The organism is Novosphingobium sp. PC22D (assembly GCF_002556635.1).
Taxonomy (GTDB): domain Bacteria; phylum Pseudomonadota; class Alphaproteobacteria; order Sphingomonadales; family Sphingomonadaceae; genus Novosphingobium.
Window position 1 is genome coordinate 37,236 of sequence record NZ_MWMO01000004.1, and the last position, 18,043, is coordinate 55,278.

Annotated in this window: 10 protein-coding genes; 5 read left to right on the forward strand and 5 right to left on the reverse strand. The window is 65.2% G+C overall.

Annotated features, from left to right (window positions below; translation table 11 throughout):
* Positions 1 to 195: 195 nt before the first annotated feature.
* Positions 196 to 1,914, reverse strand: a complete 1,719-nt coding sequence (locus tag B2G71_RS08480) for an amidohydrolase (protein ID WP_240530065.1) — start codon at positions 1,912 to 1,914, stop codon at positions 196 to 198.
* A 362-nt stretch (positions 1,915 to 2,276) separates the two neighbouring features.
* Here B2G71_RS08480 and B2G71_RS08485 point away from each other — a divergent pair, with 362 nt between their 5' ends.
* From B2G71_RS08485 to B2G71_RS08505, 5 genes are all read left to right on the forward strand, one after another.
* Positions 2,277 to 4,781, forward strand: a complete 2,505-nt coding sequence (locus B2G71_RS08485; RefSeq protein ID WP_098105336.1) for a TonB-dependent receptor — start codon at positions 2,277 to 2,279, stop codon at positions 4,779 to 4,781.
* Positions 4,782 to 4,848: 67 nt separating this feature from the next.
* The gene (locus B2G71_RS08490) at positions 4,849 to 6,501 is read left to right on the forward strand and encodes an amidohydrolase (RefSeq protein WP_098105337.1); all 1,653 of its coding nucleotides are present in this window, start codon (positions 4,849 to 4,851) and stop codon (positions 6,499 to 6,501) included.
* Between the two features lie 280 nt (positions 6,502 to 6,781).
* Positions 6,782 to 7,837, forward strand: a complete 1,056-nt coding sequence (locus B2G71_RS08495; protein ID WP_098105338.1) for a glycerophosphodiester phosphodiesterase family protein — start codon at positions 6,782 to 6,784, stop codon at positions 7,835 to 7,837.
* A gap of 32 nt (positions 7,838 to 7,869) precedes the next feature.
* Positions 7,870 to 10,632, forward strand: coding sequence for a TonB-dependent receptor (locus tag B2G71_RS08500; protein ID WP_168176306.1), 2,763 nt, complete (start codon positions 7,870 to 7,872; stop codon positions 10,630 to 10,632).
* Between the two features lie 94 nt (positions 10,633 to 10,726).
* The gene (locus B2G71_RS08505) at positions 10,727 to 11,632 is read left to right on the forward strand and encodes a glycerophosphodiester phosphodiesterase family protein (RefSeq protein ID WP_098105340.1); all 906 of its coding nucleotides are present in this window, start codon (positions 10,727 to 10,729) and stop codon (positions 11,630 to 11,632) included.
* Here the strand turns inward: B2G71_RS08505 and B2G71_RS08510 are convergent.
* The 4 genes from B2G71_RS08510 to B2G71_RS08525 all read right to left on the reverse strand — a co-directional run bounded on the left by B2G71_RS08510 (position 11,604) and on the right by B2G71_RS08525 (position 17,889).
* Positions 11,604 to 14,597 (reverse strand): TonB-dependent receptor, encoded by a 2,994-nt coding sequence (locus B2G71_RS08510; RefSeq protein ID WP_168176307.1) that lies wholly within the window; start codon positions 14,595 to 14,597, stop codon positions 11,604 to 11,606. The two genes, B2G71_RS08505 and B2G71_RS08510, sit on opposite strands and share 29 nt — an antisense overlap.
* A 44-nt stretch (positions 14,598 to 14,641) precedes the next feature.
* Complete coding sequence (locus B2G71_RS08515) at positions 14,642 to 15,619, reverse strand: FecR domain-containing protein (protein WP_098105342.1); 978 nt, start codon at positions 15,617 to 15,619, stop codon at positions 14,642 to 14,644.
* The gene (locus B2G71_RS08520) at positions 15,616 to 16,119 is read right to left on the reverse strand and encodes a sigma-70 family RNA polymerase sigma factor (protein ID WP_098105343.1); all 504 of its coding nucleotides are present in this window, start codon (positions 16,117 to 16,119) and stop codon (positions 15,616 to 15,618) included. Before B2G71_RS08520 ends, B2G71_RS08515 begins: the two co-directional genes overlap by 4 nt.
* Before the next feature lie 159 nt (positions 16,120 to 16,278).
* Positions 16,279 to 17,889 (reverse strand): inorganic phosphate transporter, encoded by a 1,611-nt coding sequence (locus tag B2G71_RS08525; RefSeq protein WP_098105564.1) that lies wholly within the window; start codon positions 17,887 to 17,889, stop codon positions 16,279 to 16,281.
* Between the last annotated feature and the right edge of the window lie 154 nt (positions 17,890 to 18,043).

The window sequence follows — 18,043 nt, forward strand, 5'->3', positions numbered from 1 at the left end:
TTTGCGAGTGCATCATCTTTGTTCATTCCCCTGCGCTCGCCTCCCTTTCCCGCCGGCGGACGAAACCGCGACCGCGTGCGGAAAAGGGGAGGTTCGCTCGCCCGTATGTGTAGTGATGGCAGCGCAACGGCCGGTTTTGCAGTTGCGAAAACGTTCGGGTTTGGTGACTATGAAGCACCATCCTGGCGAGACCGACTAGTCATCCGCGCCACGCCTGTAGACCAGCTTGCCGCCGACGAAGGTCATGTCGACCTTCACGTCCATCAGCTTGTCGATCGGGACGGTCAGGGGATCGTGGTCGAGGACGATCATGTCCGCCAGCTTGCCCGGCTCGAGCGTGCCCTTGATGCCCTCTTCCCATGACAGGTAGGCGCCGTTGGCGGTGTACATGCGGATCGCGTCCTCACGCGAAACGGCTTCCTCGATACCGTGCACCCGGCCGCTGGGCCCCTTGCGCGATATGGCGGCATAGAGGCCGACCATCGGTCCGATGGGCAGGTTGTCGCTGGCGAAGGCGACGTGAATGCCCATGCCGGCGGGCGTGGCCACCGAATTGTTATGTGCCAGCCGATAGGGATCGAGCCATGCTTCGTAGCGCGCTTCGAGATTGTAGAGGAAGTTCGGCTGCTGCGAGATCATGATGCCGTCCTCGGCCATGGTCTGCATGGTTTCGCGCGGCGGCATGATGGTGAAATGGTCGAGGAACCATCGCCGGTCCTTGCCCTGCCGACCCGGCCCCTGCACCGTCGTCAGCGCATGGTGATAGGCATTCACGGTCTGCACGATCGCGGCATCGCCGATGGCGTGGAGCGCCATTTGCCAGCCGTTTCGGGCCGCGTCGTCCGCCATCGCGAACAGCGCCTCGTCGGTGTAGTTGGACTTGCCGGTGAAGCCGTCCATCCCGCGATATTCGGTCAGCAGCCACGCGGCGGGGCCTGTAAAGCCGCCATCCACCGGGCTCTCGCCAATACCGCCAAGCCGCACCTGAATGGTGCCGTCACCGCTCCGGTGCGGGAAGGCCTTCAGCCGCTCAGGCCCGGGATAGGCGATATAGGTCGTGACGCGCGGCAACTCGTCGCCCAGTTCGTCGTAGATGCCGTTCAGCCGCCGCCAGGTCAGCCCCGGACCGGGATCGGCGATGCCGCCCTTGCCCACGGGCTCGTCGTCCAGGTTGGCGGTGGCATTGTGAAAGCTCGTGATCCCGAGGGACAGGAGCTTCCGGATCGATGCGATGAACGTGGGCCGCAGATCCTCCCAGTCATCTTTGGGTACATGCTTGCGATACAGGTCGCTGCGCTCGCGAATGACGCCATTGGGATCGCCGTTGGCAAGATGCTCGATCACGCCGCGCTCGGGATCGGGGGTATCGCGATCGATACCCGCGATCTTCAGCGCCATGCTGTTGCCGACGCTCGAATGGCCGCCCGCGCGGGTGAGCACCACGGGATTGTCGGGCGCGGCGGCGTCCAGGTCGGCGCGCAATGGCACGCGCTTTTCGGACAGGAGCGCCTCGTCCCAGCCGAAGCCCGTGATCCATTCGCCGGGCCCGAGCTTCTCCGCCTTGGCCCGGATACGCTGCTGGATGTCGGCGATGGATTTGACTCCATCCATGTCTATCTGGCGGAACGACATCGACATCATGTGAACATGCGTGTCGATGAAGCCGGGCATCAGCGTCCGGCCACCCAGATCGACGGTTTCGGGTGCGCTGTACTCGCCGACGATCTCCTCGCCGCCGGTCGCGACGATCTTTCCGTCGCGCACGGCAACCGCGCTTGCGATGTGAAACGCGTCGTCGACCGTCAGCACCTTGCCGTTGTGCAGGATCAGATCGGCCTTCTCGGCTCCAAGAGCCTGTGCGGCAGGGTTCATCACGGCGGCAAGACAGCACAGCGCCGCCAAGGCTTTCTTCAAAGGTCGTCTCATCGTTCCCCCACGACAGTCAGGCTTTCCACGTCGTCCGCTCCATAAGCGGCAACGCCCGAAGTGTCCGGGAAGACGGACGCGTCTGGTAAGGAGTCAATTCCCACGCCAATGGTGACGATATGACACCATTGCAGCGCAGCATTATCGAATTTCAGTGACACGCGGCGCGACCCCCTTCAGTGGTGCAATCCAGTCACCACTGGCCAATTTGTAAGCACCTCCCGGACATCCCGACAGTATGATGCGTTGCAACAAAGGGGTTGCGCAACTGCAAAACGCGCATCGGCGGGAAATCTGCTTTCGCGGCGCCAAGGCCCGACGATGTTTCGGAAAAAAGGGGTACGGAAATCATGAGGAAAGTGACGACGCGAAGGGACGAGCTGCTGTGCCGATGCGCATCGGCGGCAATGGTCATCGGGCTGGTGACGGCACCGGCAATCGCTCATGCGCAGGAGAGCGGAGACGAGAGTGACCAATCGATCGTCGTCACGGCAACGCGCACCGCGCGCGCAGTCAACGAAGTGCCGATCAGCATCGCCGTCATGACACAACAACAGATGGACGATATGGGCATCAAGCAATTCGCCGATATCGCCCGCCTCACACCCGGCGTTCAACTGAATGATTCGAGCAGTTCGGGTCGCAACAACATCGCCATTCGTGGCGTCGCCTCGTCCGCCGGAGCGGCCACGACCGGCATCTACATTGACGATGTTCCCATCCAGGTCCGGCAAGTGGGCTATGCCTCGGGCACGGGATTTCCGGTGATCTTCGACCTCGAGCGCGTCGAGATTCTGCGCGGCCCGCAGGGCACGCTGTTCGGCGCCGGTTCGGAAGGCGGCACGATCCGCTTCATCCAGGTCGAACCAAGCACGACGGAATACAGCGGATATGCCCGCGCGGAAGGTTCGCTGACGCGCGCGTCGGAAGGCAGCTACGAAGGCGGCGTCGCCTTCGGCGGCCCGATCGTCGAGGACAAGATCGGCTTCCGCGTCAGCGCCTACTACCGCCGCGACGGCGGCTGGTACGACAAGGTTCCGGCGGAGCTGGCGATACTCGATGCCACGGGCGTCTCCCGCGGCGACGCGGTCGGCTTCACCCAGACCGGCGAAGGCGAGAAGAATATCAACTGGCAGAAGACCTACGCCTTGCGCGCGGCCCTGAAGCTGCAGCCGGCCGAGGATTTCTCGATCACGCCGTCCGTCTTCTACCAGGACCGCAAGACCGGCAGCGGCCAGTACGGCTTCTGGCTCTCCGGCTCCGACGCCGATGACGGCCGTTTCGTCTACCCGGACTTCACCGCGGCGGCCGCCAACCCGGCGGCAGGAATCGCGTCGATGACTCTTCCCGACACCGAAGAGGGCAAGAGCAACATGCTGGTGGCGGCCGTGAATTCCGAATGGGACGTCGGTGATGTCTCGCTCTACCTCACGACGTCCTATCTGGAGCAGAACAAGGACCAGCTCTACGATTACACGACCGGCTATGAGATCGGTTACATGGGTCAGGCCTTCGCCCGCGACGGCGCGCGCGGCGCGTCCATCTATTCGGACAAGCAGAAAGTCTGGACGAGCGAGTTTCGCATTCAGTCCTCCAAGCCCGATTCGTTCATCGACTGGGTCGCGGGCGTGTTCTATTCGAGGAGCAAGCAGAAGTCGTATCAGTACATCGAAGTCAACACGATGCTCTACGACAAGAACTATTTCGGGATAGGCAACCTCGATGACGCCGCGCCCTTCGGCCCCGGCTATTCGACTTTCGACAACATCTGGGGCGCGCCGATGATCGGCGAATCGGGCACCTACCTTGCCAACGCCTCGACCAAGGAAAGCCAGATCGCCGGCTTCGCGCAGGTCGACATCCATCCGATCGAAAAGCTGACTCTGACGTTCGGGGCCCGCTGGTCGCGCAACGAACTCACGTACCGGCTCGATTCGAGCGGTCCGGAAAACAACCTGAACGCGCCTTATGGCGCCGCCTGCCCGACCGGCCCGTACTGCCCCTATGGCGAAGGCGTATTCGCGCCGGACTATCCGTCGGGCGGGGTCAGCGGCACCGAACGGGCCTTCACGCCCAAGATCGGCGCCAGCTACGAGCTCGACCGCAACAATATGATCTACGCCTCCGCTTCGAAGGGGTATCGCAACGGCGGCGGGCAGATTCCCTTGCCGACCGCGTGCGACGAAGGGCTGATCCAGATCGGCTACGTCGATGAAAACGGCAATCCCACGATCCCCTCGTCCTATGGCTCTGACTCGGTCTGGAGCTACGAGATCGGATCGAAGAACCGGCTCTTCGGCGGGGCCGTCAACTTCGACGGCGCCGGCTACATCATCAAGTGGGACAACATGCAGTCCAACGTGTCGGTCCCGATCTGCGGCTACGCCTTCACCGACAATCTCAACTCGGCAACGGTCAAGGGCGTCGAGTTCACGCTCGACGTGATGCCGACCGAAGGCCTGAACCTGACCGCGAACGTCGGCTACCAGCACACGTCCTTTAACGACTCCAAGGCTTCGATCGCCCAGGCCGGCCCGCCGTGGAAAGTGGTGCTGAGCGCGGACTACCGCCGCGAAGTGACCCCCGGTGTTCTGGGCTATGCCCGCGTCGACTACAGCTACACCGACAAGATCATCGGCTCGAGTTCGGACACGCTCGTGCTCGCGGCGCTGGAGGACAGCGAACTGGTCAACGCGCGCATCGGAGCGCGGTTCAACAGCGTCGACGTGTCGCTGTTCGCGAACAACCTGCTCGATGCCGCGCCGCTCATCAATCCGTCGCGTTCGCGCTACATCTGGCAAGCCTCGACGTTCCGTCCGCGAACCATCGGCATCACCGCCAGCTACCGATATTGATGAATCGCCCCGCTGCCCGCTCACCGCAACGATGGCAGCGGGGCAACATTCCGTCAGGTGAACCGAAATGACCTTCTCGATCACGCGGCGCACGAGCCTTGCACTGGGCAGCGCCTTTGCCCTTTCGGCCATGACAGGCGGCACCCGCCGCGCCGACGCCATTCTCGTCAACGGCCGCATCACCACGATGGACCCGCGCATGCCCGACGCGCAGGCGCTGGCCATTCGCGACGACCGGATCTTCGCTGTCGGCACCAACAGCGAGATCCTCGACCTCGCCTCGGCGGATACGAAGCGGATCGACCTGGAGGGGAAAAGGGTCACGCCGGGAATCAACGATGCCCATTCCCATCCCATTCGCAGCGGCGTGGCGCATTTGCGGCAAGTCGCTTGCGACGTGAACAGCATCGCCGAGGTCAAGCAACGGATCGCCGACCGCGTGGCCAAGGTCGCGCCCGGCGAATGGGTGCTGGGATTCCTCTACGACGACGGCAAGACCGAGCGTCCCGTCAACCGCTACGACCTCGACGATGTAGCGCCCGAAAATCCGGTCTTCATCAAGCATCGCGGCGGCCACACGGCTTTCGTCAATTCCCTGGCGCTCAAGCTCGCGGGCATAAACGATGACACGCCCAATCCCGTGCATGGCGAATTCTTTCGCGAGGACGGCAAGCTGAACGGCCGCGTCGCGGAAGCGGGACAAGCCCCCTTCAACGCCCTCACGGCCTACGAACCGACAGCCAACGATTATTGCGAAGGCGCCGCCTTCATTTCGACGATGATGGCCAGCAAGGGCATCACCTCCGTGTGCGATGCCTCGGGCGGATCGATGGCCATGCGCGGCGCATTGGCGGCCTTGGCGCAGGGCCGCTTTCACACGCGCCTCTACACCCATTTCTATGTACGCGAGATCGAACAGGCGATCGCCGCGGGCCTGCGCAGTGGCTTCGGCAATCCCTGGGTCAAGGTCGGTGCGCTCAAGATGGCGGTGGACGGCTCCATCTCCGAGCGCACCGCCTGGCTTGCCGAACCCTACATCGGGCTGGACGACTTTCACGGCATCCCCACGATGGAAGAGGACGAGTGCTATCGCTATGCCCGCATGGCGCACGATGCCGGCTGGCAACTGGGGATTCATGCCAATGGCGAACTGGCGATCGACATGGTGCTGCGCGTTTTCGAACGGGTTCAGCGCGAAGCCCCGCACAAGGACCCGCGCTTCCGGATCGAACATTGCACGGTCCTGACGCCCGAACTGATCGCCCGGATCAAGGCGATCGGCGCCATTCCCGTGCTTTTCGCGGGCTACGTCTACTTTCACGGGCCGGTCATGCCCTTTTACGGGAAGAAGCGGCTGGAGCGCATGTTCGCGCTGCGCTCGCTGATCGACGCCGGTATCGTCGCCGCCGCGTCCTCGGACTACACGGCGAGCCCGCCGGACCCCGCCATGTGGTTCCGGTCCAGCGTCACCCGGACGGACTATGAGGGCCATGTCTGGGGCCCGAGCCAGCGCGTGAGCCTGCAGGAGGCTCTGGCCAGTGCCACGACCGCGGGCGCCTACGCGAGTTTCGAGGAAACCGAAAAGGGACGGATCGCCCCCGGAATGTTCGCGGATCTGGTGGTCTGGGAACAGGATCTTTTCGCGACGCCGCCCGAGGCTCTGGTAAACGTGCGTCCGCAGCGGACGATGGCGGGCGGGCAGTGGATCTACGAAGCCTAGCGACGCGGCGCCCGACGCATTCCTTGGCGATATCGGGCACGCATCGATAGCTGGCGGGGTCGCCGCCCGACCGGGTTGAGGCAACGCTTGTCGGCAGGCTTCACGGGGCGATCGTCAGAAGTATCGCTGCCGACAAGCAACACCCGAACCACGCCTGCCCTCCGCATGACGCCCCGGAATGCCGGGCCGCAGTTTTTTCCCGCGCCCCTGTCAGATTTCGCGGCCTGTCCCGTCTTGCTGACGAGAGGCCGAGAGACCTGGCCTGCGACGGGGAAGATCAATGCCGATTTCTTGCAGCGCACGTTCGCTGGCCCGTGCGGGCCGGCGAGCCGCGGAACCGTGCACGCGTCACGCGCGTGCGCCGCGCAGGTCAGCCGTCCAGGCGCTGCTCGCGCTGGTCGTGTCGATCCTGCTCTCGCCATCCGGTGCGACAGCCGGAGAATCCGCGCGCAAGCTAGACCTCGAGCGCCGCCTCGCCGGACCCGACGGCACGGTCATGGTCGTCGCGCACCGCGCGTGCTGGAAAGGCACGTCGGAAAACAGCCTCGATGCGATCCGGGCCTGCATCGCCGCCGGCATCGACATGGTCGAACTCGACGTGCGCGCCACCCGCGACGGCAAGCTGGTGCTGATGCACGATGCCGGTGTCGAGCGCATGACCGAGGGTAGCGGCAAGGTCTCCGATCTCGACTGGGCGGAGCTTCGCAAGCTGCACTTGCGCGAGGGAAAGGGACAGCGTGACGGAAAGCCGACACCGCTCACCAGGCGGCGCATCCCGACGTTTGCGCAAGCTCTACGCGTCGCGAAGGACCGTATCCTCATCAATGTCGATGCCAAGGCGCCGCTTTCGCCCTCGGTTCTCGCGATGATCGACGCGGCCGGTGGCCGCGAGCAGGTGCTGTTCAAGGCGGAAGCACCGCTCGAGCAAGTGCGCGAAGCCGCACCCTGGGTTCGGAGCGTGCGGTTCATGCCGATCCTGCGCGAACCCTACATGAAAGCCGATCCGGCCGCCTTCATCGGCGCGTACGACCCGATCCGTCCGGTCGGCTATGAAATCGACATCAAGGACAGGGGCTTCGCCCCGATCCTGACGCCGCTGATCCGTACGCGCTGCGCCCGATACTGGGTGGACAGCCTTGCCGGCAGGGCCTTTTCCGACGTCGAGGCGCTGACCGATCCCCAGGGTGTCTGGGGCAGACTGGTCGCCATCGGCGTGGACGCGATCCAGACCGACGAGCCGCTGCTGCTCAAGGCCTATCTGCGGCAAACCGGCCAGCGCGGTTTCGCCTGCCCGCCCGGGCAAGCTCCCCGCGCCCTCCTTTCCGCTCATCGATGACTCTCATTTCAATCAACAGGGTACCTGTGTCCATGAAACGCAATCTGAATTTCGCTTCCGCCGTTGCCGGTTCGGCACTCGTCGCCGGTCTGCTCGCCACGCCGCTGCACGCGCAATCCGCCGACGCCGCCTCCGCGCAGCACGACGCCGAGCGGCACGCCGACGAACGCGGGGCCGACGACGAAGACGCGTCCTCGATCATCGTCACCGGCTACCGCTCATCCAACGCCGCCACTATCGATGCCAAGCGCAGCGCCATCGGCATTACCGATTCGATCGCGCAGGATCAGGCCGGCCTGCTGCCCGACCTGACCATCGCGCAAGTCGCGCAGCGCATTCCCGGCCTCGCGCTCGTTCCCGATTTCGCAACGTCGGACGACCGCTCGCCGGATCTTGCCGAAAGCGTGATGATCCGCGGCATCGGGTCGAGCTACAACCTCGTCACCATCGACGGCCTGCCGCTGGCCTCGACCTCGGCGGACAGCCGCGGCGCGCGCATCGAACTGCTGCCGCCCTCGTTCGTCGGCCGCATCGATGCGATCAAGACGATCACCGCGAATCTCGATCCCCACGCGCTCAGCGGCCAGCTCGACCTGATTACCGCGAGCGCCTTCGACATCGGCAAGACGAGCCTGCTCGCGCGCGCTTCGATCGGCGACAATTCCACGGCCGGCGCGCTCGACATGGATCAGGGCCAGAACGTGCGCGCGGACGCGACCTTCAGCAGCACCTTCGGCGCCAACCACGATTTCGGCATCGTCGTTTCGGGGTCCTACGCGAAATACTATTCGAGCAACTACGACCAGAAGCCCGGCGCGGTCGACACCAGCTACCGCCTCTACGACGAGGATACGGGCAAGGAGATCGGCGACTACAACGACCTCAGCAACACCAACGGATACTCGACCGCCTCGCGCAATCAGATCTTCATCTACGATGACAACGTGACCCGCGCCTCGGGGGTCGTGAAGCTGGAGTACGACCCCGGCAAGACGACGTATGCCGCGATCTACACCGCCTACTTCTACCAGAAGGAAGACGAGATACGGAACGAGTATCTCGCAACCGCCGATACCGGGACGGTGCCGTCCGGCCAGACCGCCACGTCGGGCGCATGGGCCAAGGGCAAGACCGCGCTGGGCTATTCGCACCAGCCTCAGAAGCGAGAGACCTTCGTGGTGTCTGGCATGCTCGATCAGGCTCTGGGAGAAACGCTGGCGGGGCACCTTCGCGCCACGCATTCGCGCGCGCGCCTCAACACGATCCGTGACCGTTCCAAGTTCACGATGAGCAGCAATACGACGGACGGCGGGTTTTCGTACGATCTGACCCAGGGCTATCCGGTCCTCTCGTTCTACGATCCGGCCTACAACAACGACCCGGCGAACTACGTCGAAAGCTACATCCAGCACATCACCCAGCGCGCGGCGCAGGATCTGACCTACGTTGGCGGCAATATCGACTACAATTTCGGCGTCGCCGATCGCGGATTCGGCTTCAATCTGGGTGCCAGCTTCCAGAATACCGACCAGTCCTACGACGAGGGCCGGGAAAGCGGCAAGATCCTGGACGCTGACGGGAAACCGCTGACGATGGTCAACTTCGTCCGTCCGGTGACCGAAAGGACGACCGCTCCCGACGTCGACTTCCTGTTCATCGACGACACTGCCTATCGCGGGGCCTGGGCGGCGGCCGGCTATCCCAGCACCGACGACAACAGCGACAGCAACATCGATGGCGACTACGATCTCAACGAGCAGGTGGCCGCGGTTTTCGCCGAGGCGGCCTTCCGCACCGACGCCTTCTATGTCCGCGCCGGGCTGCGCTACGATTCGACCGATACCGACATCGACCTGTGGACCCAGGATGCCAATCTTCCCGCCGAGCCGAACGCGGCCGCGCAGTTCGTCCGGACGAACCGCAAGGCATCCTATCACTATCTTCTGCCTTCGGTCATCGCGACCTACGAACTCGGCCACGGCGTGATCGCGCGCGCCGGCTACAGCAAGACGATCGGCCGCCCGAACTACAACTACTACGCGATCGGGGAATCGATCGGTCTGCCCGACGACAGCGAGGACAACACGATCTCGGTCACGCGCGGCAACCCCGACCTCAAGCCGCGCACGTCGAACAACTTCGATCTCTCGCTCGAATGGTATCCGACCCGCGGCAGCATGGTCTCGGTCGCGGCGTTCTACAAGGATATCAAGAACCTGATCTTCATACAGAATATCACCCAGGACGGGTTCGAGTATGACGGCCAGACCTATACGGCGCGGATATCGACGCCGATGAACGCCTACAGCGCCACGGTGAAGGGCATCGAGTTCTCGGCCCGGCAGGACCTGCACGACATCGCTTCCGGTTTCGTCCGCAACTTCGTCCTCTCGGCGAACGCGACCCTGATCGACGGCAAACAGACGGTGATCCAGTCGGACGAATCCATCCGCCACGTCGATGGCCTGGAAGGCCAGCCCAAGTTCCTGGCCAACGCCACGCTCTCCTACGAAACCTCGCGGTTCGGAGCCTCGGTGGCGTACAACTACGTCGGCGACTACCTGAAGTCGATCAACGAGGATTCCTCGGTCTTCGACATCTACAGCAAGCACCGCAGCGAGATATCGGCGCAGGTTCGCTATCGGATTCTCGAGAACGTCACCCTGATCGCCGAGGGACAGAACCTCGCCAAGGCGAAGATCGAATATTACCGCAAGATGCCGACCGGCCACCTCCTGGCCGAGCGCAGCCAGAAGGGACGCGTGCTCTGGCTCGGCGTGAACTGCCGGTTCTGACGCGCCTCCCGCTCCGGATCGAAGGGCCGCCGTCCGGCTTCGCGGCGGCCCTTTTCCCTGACGCTTTTTCCGAGAGGCCGGACAGGACACGGCGATGATTTCGAGACTTGCGAAACCCTTTCTGGCAGGTGCACTGGCCCTCGCGGCGACACCAGCCCTCGCTGCTCCATTCTGTGGCGAGACGCCGCGCATCGCGGCGCTGGCGCGCCAATGGGCGGACCCGGATGGCGCCGTGATGATCGCCGCGCACCGCGGCGGCCATCTGGAGGCGCCCGAGAACTCGCTCGCCGCCATCGACGAGGCTGTCGCCGCCGAAGCGGACTTCGTCGAGATCGACGTACACGTCACCAGCGACGGCGTGCCCTACATCATGCACGACCGTACGGTGGACCGCACGACCGACGGCACGGGCGCGAGCGAGGACATTTCCTATTCCGATCTCCGCAAGCTCCGTCTCGAAGGGACGGACGCCCCGCCGCCCACGCTCCAGCAGATGCTGATGCACACCTGCGGCCGTGTCCTCGTCGACCTCGACATGAAGACCGACCGCGTGGGCCCGGTGATGGCGGTGATCCAGGCTCTGGGGATGCTCGATCAGGTGCAGATGTTCGACAGCGACAGCGAGACCCTGCGCGCGGCCCGCGCGCTGGCGCCCGGGCTTCAGGTCATGACCCGGTTGACCACAGAAACCACGCTCGAAGCCATCAACGGCGGTTTGGCGCCGATCCGGATCGTCCATGGCGATCCCGTATCGCTCAATCGTGCGGCCGGCACGGCGATTGCGGCCATGCCGGCCCGGATCTGGGCGAACGCGCTGGGCGACATCGATGATCGTCTCACGAAACAGGCGTCGGACGCCTGCGCCCGGCTGCAAGATCTGCGCGCGCTGGGCGTCAGCACCATCCAGACCGACTATCCCGCCCTGCTGCGTCGCTCGCTCGCGGATTGCGGCGTGTCCGCTGCCAGAGGGCCTACCGGCCCAGCCCCCAGTGGAGGCTGAGGCGGATCGTGCGGGGCACCGAATAGCTGTCCTTGAGCCACCTGGCGCCCGGACCGGTAAGGCTGGTGAGCCGCTCCTGCGTGAGATTGGCGATATCGAGGATCACGCTGAATCCGGAGCTGACGTGATAGCGGGCCTGCACATCGAACTGGCGGCGCGGCGCCCAGTAGACGTCTTGCCAGGCGGTATCGGGCGCGATGCTGCGCAAGGCCCGTCCGGTCCAGTTGACCGCTCCGCGCAGTTCGAAGCCGTCCTGGTTGAAGAACGCGCTGAGGTTGCGAATCTCGCCTGGCTGGCCGACCAGCCGATCGACCGCGCGCGTGGTCCCGTCCGTCAGCGGCACCGTCACGGCGCCGTCGAGCAAGGTCCAGTTGGCGCTGAATCCGAAATGGTCGAGGAACGATGCCACCGGGCCGAGCGATCCGACGACCGCGCTCGCTTCAAGCCCCGAAACATGCGCCGCCGTGGCGTTCGTGGGCCGCGTGACACGCGCATGGCGGTAGTAGACGCCGTCATAGCTATAGCCTGTCGTCACCGCGTCGAAGATCTCGTTGCGGATCGCCTTGTGAAAGGCGGCGAGCGATACCATGCCGTCCCAGCCGCCCGGCAGCGTCCATTCCGCGCTCAGATCGAAGTTGTTTGATGATCGCGGCTTGATGCCGGGATTGCCGAGGCTGACGGTCACACCCGCCGAATCGCCGTCGCCGATCGTCGCTCCGGCCTCGAAATCGATGGACGAGTGCGGCGCATAGCTTTCGTAACTGGGCCGGCCGATCGTCTGGCTGTAGGCCGCGCGCAATCGCAACGCGGCCCCGGGTTCGTAATTGAGCAGGACCGAGGGCAGCAGTTTCGCGTAATGCGACGAGGTTTCGAGCGATTTCCACATGCCGTCCGCCTCGACGAAGCCTTGCGTCGTCAGACGCGTGTAATCGAACCGCGCACCGGCCAGGACCTCCAGCCCGCCGGTTATGAGGCGCAGCAGGCCATATCCGTCCAGCGAGGTTTCGGCGTGCCGGAAATCGTCCTGAAGTTCGTCGGCCTCGCCGTCGATCCGCGTGATCTCCGCGCGGTTGGTCTCGAACATCCGCCAGGCCCGATCGGGATCGATGACAAGCAACTTGAGCCCATTCTGGTTGAACGGCAGCGCGACCGGGCTGACGTACCCCGCGTCGAGGAGAGTCAGTGCGCGGTTCGAGGTTTCGTAGGCTTCGTTGCTGAAACCGTAGGCATAGCGCGAGCGCGTGGCGGACACACCGGCGGCGAAACCGAAACAGCAGCTTTCCGCGTCCATGCCATGCCGCCAATCGGCCCGGAAAGCCTTCACGGTCGAATCCGCCGTCCGGTGGCGATGGCGCCAGTAGTCGGCCGCATAGAGCGAAAGGTCCGCGAACGCTGCGGCCGGTACGTTGAAGCTGAATTGAAAGGGCGCGGTATCGTAGGTGAAACCCAACCGGCTGTCGCCGGCGGCGGCGCTATCGGCATCCAGTCCGGCGGTGAACTTCACCATGTCGTAGCGCTCGCGCAGCACCGCGCGCGACGTGCTGGCGTTCATCGTGACCGTGTTGCGCGCGTCCGGCGTCCACGTCGCGCCAAACTGCAGGGCCTGCGTCTCGTTGCGCGTGACCCCGTTGCGATAGCCGACCTGGATCGCGGCCGACCCGAAATGGCCGGATGTCGCGGTCTGGTCGGCGACTGGGACGGCTTCCGGGCTGATGACGATCTCGTTGCGGGTGAAGCCGTCGCGGAACACGATGTCGGCGGCCAGTGCCGAAAGCCGAAGCGTGCCCAGATCCGCTTCCGCCCGCGCCGTCACGCCCCATTGGCGCCGGTCGCTGCCGTTGTACCAGTACTTGTCCTGCCGGGGGACGGCGATCCCGTTACCGGTGGCTCCGCCTTGCGCCAGGGTGCCGTCGTCATCGTAGAAGTTCAGATAGCCGCTGTCGGCGGTTCCATGAACGTCGCTGTTGTTGTCGAGACGGCGGTAATTCGCCGAGATCGTCAGGCCGAACCGGCGTTCCGGCCCGAAAGCGTGGCTCGCCGTCGCGGTGACGTGGGGACCCAGCGCGGACTGGCGTTGCACTTGCGAATGCCGGCTCGAGCTCGACAGGCCAGCTTCGAGCGAGACGAAGGGATCTGCCTGCGAATCGTGGGCACTGCGCGTCCGCAGATCGACGGCGCCGCCGATGGCGTTGGGATCGAGGTTCGGCGTGAAGGTCTTTATAACCAGCAGCCGGCTTACGACGGACGCCGGCAGGATGTCGAGGCGCGCGCCCCGGCTGGCACTGTTCGAACCGGCATCGGGTATGCCCGTCGAGGCGATCGGCATGCCGTCGATGGTGACGTTGTTGTAGGCCTGCGTCAGCCCGCGCACGACCGGCGCGATCGGCACGTCCCGCGGATGCTCGTTGTCCGCGATCGGCACGACCGAGACGCCCGGAATGCGGCGCATCGCATCGACCACGGTGCTGTCCGGCAGACGCCGCACCTCGTCGGCCGAGACGGCATCGACGATGTTGCGCGCGCGCCGCTTGGCGGCGAGCGCGCGCTGATCGGCAAACCGCTGGCCGCTGACGACGATCGGGACCGGCGGCGGGGCCGCTTGCGCCCCGCCCCCGGCCTTCGCCCTTCTTTCGTCGGTCGGTACGGCCTGTGTCCGCCTCGCTCGCGATACCGGGCCGCCCGGCAGGATCAGCACGACCGAGCCTTTCCGGCGGTAGGTCAGTCCGGTTCCGCGCAGCAGCGTCTCCAGTGCGCGCGTCACCTCCTTCCGGCCGCGCACGCCCTTCGTGCGCAGGCCCCGCAGCGCGGCGGGATCGGTGATGACCTGCAATCCGGTAACCTGGGAAAAGGTAGTCAGAGCGGCGGCGAGCGGCCCCTCCCGAATCGCGAAGACGGCCGTTTGCGCCTGCGCGGGAGAAGCCAGAGCCGCAAGCGCGGGAATCAGTAGATACCGGTGCGCAGCCATGACATCACATCCGCCGGCCCCGATCCGGGCGAGCATGTCCGCCGTTATCGTCTTTCGAGGATATAGGCGCTGCCGGTTTCCTCGACGGCAAAGCCATAGAGGTCCCCCAGACTGTCGAGCACGGCCTTGGACTGGCTCAGCCGAAACCGTCCGGCGACGCGTGTGCGCAGCAGGGCCGGATCTTCCACGACGATGCTCTTGTCGGTCCAGCGTTGCAGGCGGGGCACGATATCGGCAAGCGCCATGTCGGCCACCTGAAGCCAGCCGTGCTGCCAATCGGTGGCGGCGTTCCGGCCAAGCGCGACAGGCTGCGCGATCCGTCCATCGACCATGGCGGCGCGATGCATGGCGGGCACCAGCACGGCGGCCTGCCTTGCCGACGTGCCACCGAACCGCACCAGCCCGCGCTCGACTTCCAGATCGACCCGGGAATCGTTGAGGGCCAGATCGAAGCGCGTGCCCAGCACGGTCACCTCGCTATTGTCCGCGGCCACCGTGAACGGGCGCTGCGCGTCGTGGCGGACGTCGAACAGCGCTTCACCCGCGTCGAGATGGACTACGCGGCGGCCCGCATCGATCTTCGCGCGGAGCCGGGTGTTTCCGTTCAGCAGCACGATCGTGCCGTCGGACAAGGCAACGCGGCTGACTTTCGCAGTCCCGGTCGCGAATGTTCGTTCGGGCGTCAGGGCAAAGCGGACCAGCGGCCAGACCAGCACTCCGGCCACGGCCACGCCTGCCGCAACGGCCCCGAGCGCGAGGCGCTTGTAAGGCATGCGGATACGCTCGACCCGTGCGAGGGTCTCGTCGTCGGCACCTGCCTTTTGATCATGGATGCGCAGCCCATCGGTGACGGCGTCGTCCATGCACGTCGCCCACAAGGCGTCGAACAGCTCGCGCCGGCCCGAGCCTCCCGCCAGCCACGCGGCAAAGGCCGTCGCGTCCACCGCGTTGCCGAGGTGGCGGGCGACCCAGAGCGCGGCTTCCTCTTCGTCTTCCTGCTCTTGCGGCAACGTACCCGTCATCCGTTCGCCGACCGGTCGAGGGCCGCTATTTCCTTGTGGAGCGAAAGCACCGCACGGGCAACATGGGCATCGACCGCCGCGGGACTGATGCGCAACGCCGCGCCGACTTCCTTCGCGGACATACCGTGCAGCCGGCGCATGATGAAAACTTCCCGGCGCTGTTCCGGCATCCGGTCCAAAATCCGGGAAACCTGCTCCAGTCGCTCGCGCTGCAGCAGGACCTGCTCGTGCGAGGGCTCGTCGCCGGCGGGTTCGAAGTCCTGCGCGGGGGTCTCCTCGGCGCGGTGCCGATGAAAGCGGACCTGATCGATGATGAGATTGCTGGCAATACGGCGCAACATCGCCCCCGTGTTTGCGATGGAACCGGGCCGGTATTGCGCAAGCCGCAGGAAACTGTCCTGAACCACATCCTCGCTCGCGAAGTGATCGTCGAGCCTGCGCCGCGCCAGGCGATACATCTCCCCGCGAAGCGAGCGGTATGCCGATTCATCGAAGTTCAAGACACGCCCCCGACCTATGCGAGGTGCCCCTATGGTTTGATCGTGACACCTTGATGTCGAAGGGCATCAGGCAGCCGCGTGACGAATGCCGCAAGTCGAGGGAAGCGCCCGGCGCCTCGCGGGGTCATCACCTGACGGATTGGCCCCGGTCCGGTCGAGTCAGAAGAAGGCGGTCAGCCCCAGGAAGACGAGGGCGGAAAGGCCGGCGGCGGCGGGGAGCGTGATCACCCAGGCAGCGGCGATCGGCTTCATGAGGGCCCAGTTGGTCTGCTTGTTGACGAGGCCGATCCCGAGCACCGCGCCGATCAGGATGTGCGTGCTCGACACCGGCAGGCCCAGCGTTGAGGCGAGCATGACCACCGTCGCCGCGGCGAGCTCCGCCGCGAAGCCCGAGGCCGGATGCAGCCTGGTGAGATTGTCGCCAACGGTGCGGATCACGTCCTTGCCGATGAACCACAGGCCCACCACCAGCGCGACGCCGAACGCGATCATCGCCGGCGCCGGGACGGCGGCAGTCGCGCCCATGGCGCCGCTGTGCAGCACGTCGAGGATCGCGGCGAAGGGCCCGATGGCATTGGCGATGTCGTTGGCGCCGTGGCTGAAGGCAAACCCGCTCGCGGTGAAGACCTGGAGCCAGCTGAAGATCAGGAAGGTCGACTTGTCGAGCGATTCGCCCTTGAGCGTGCGCGCGAAGATATAGGTCGCCATCCACACGGCGGCCGCGATCATGCCCATGATGAGGTAGTTGTGGAGCGTGGTCAGCCCCAGGTGCATGTGCTTGAGGCCCTTGAACAACAGCATCGCCGAGATGATCGCCGCGCCGGCCGCCGCCACCACGGGCACCCAGTTCTGCAGGGCCTTGTGCGCCTCGAGCGAGGCCTTGCGTCCGCGCAGCGCGTGCAGTTTCCGGTAATATTCCGTCTCGAGATCCTCGGGGGTGAAGCCTTCCTCCTCCAGCGCCTCGAAATCACGCACCATCATCTGCGTGTAGGAGATCTTCTGAATGTCGCTCAGACGATCGAAGGCGCGCTTGTGCTCGGTGCGCAGTTCGCGGCGCTCGGTGTGAATGCGGTCGATCTCGGCTTTCATCCGGTCGTTGTAGTGCAGGATATGCGTCTTGATCTGGTGGAACAGCGCATAGGAAACGGCCCCGCCCAGCAGCGGGGAGAGCACCCAGGAGACGACTATCAAGCCGATCCCGTCCCACTGCACCAGCGCCAGCGCCGCGCTTCCGCCCGAAAGCATCACGCCCAGCGCGATCGAACTGCCGACGATGCCGCCGACGATCGAATGCGTGGTCGAGACCGGCCAGCCGCGCTTCGTCGCGAAGAGCAGCCAGAGCGCCGCCGCGAGCAGCGCGGCCATCATGATGAAGACGAACTGCATCGGCTCGACCTGCATCGCGCCGAGATCGACGATGCCGCTGCGGATCGTGTCGGTCACTTCGCCGCCGGCGATGATGGCGCCGCTCACCTCGAAGATCGCGGCGATCGCGAGCGCCTGCCTGATCGTGATCGTGCCCGCGCCCACCGACGTGCCGAACGAGTTGGCCACGTCGTTGCCGCCGATGTTGAAGGCCATGAACAGGCCGAACGCGGTGGCGAGCGTGAAGATCGCGACTTGCGCCGGGCCGGTGTAGTCGAGGCCCCAGAGCAGGAACCAGACGCTCGCCACAACCATCAGCGCGGCAAAGGCGAGATCGGTCAGGCTCCAGCGAGGCGGCCCCTGGTGCGTCGTTACCGCCACCGTTTCGCTGATCGATCCCGTCATATCCCAGCGCCCGCCTTCGCCTTCGCGCCGCACCGCGGCGCGCCGCCGGACCGGTCCGGTTCGCGGCTTCGATGCTCCAGCCTTTGCAGGCGACAGGCGACGATCGTATGACAATGGCGCGCCTCGATCTCGCGGATCGGGCGGCTCAGGCGGC

Bases quoted from the DNA above. Each gene is read 5' to 3' on its own strand.
- B2G71_RS08485 (WP_098105336.1), top strand. From the start codon at position 2,277: ATGAGGAAAGTGACGACGCGAAGGGACGAGCTGCTGTGCCGATGCGCA.
- B2G71_RS08500 (WP_168176306.1), top strand. From the start codon at position 7,870: ATGAAACGCAATCTGAATTTCGCTTCCGCCGTTGCCGGTTCGGCACTC.
- B2G71_RS08525 (WP_098105564.1), bottom strand. From the start codon at position 17,889: ATGACGGGATCGATCAGCGAAACGGTGGCGGTAACGACGCACCAGGGG.
- B2G71_RS08515 (WP_098105342.1), bottom strand. From the start codon at position 15,619: ATGACGGGTACGTTGCCGCAAGAGCAGGAAGACGAAGAGGAAGCCGCG.
- B2G71_RS08490 (WP_098105337.1), top strand. From the start codon at position 4,849: ATGACCTTCTCGATCACGCGGCGCACGAGCCTTGCACTGGGCAGCGCC.
- B2G71_RS08505 (WP_098105340.1), top strand. From the start codon at position 10,727: ATGATTTCGAGACTTGCGAAACCCTTTCTGGCAGGTGCACTGGCCCTC.
- B2G71_RS08495 (WP_098105338.1), top strand. From the start codon at position 6,782: ATGCCGATTTCTTGCAGCGCACGTTCGCTGGCCCGTGCGGGCCGGCGA.
- B2G71_RS08510 (WP_168176307.1), bottom strand. From the start codon at position 14,597: ATGGCTGCGCACCGGTATCTACTGATTCCCGCGCTTGCGGCTCTGGCT.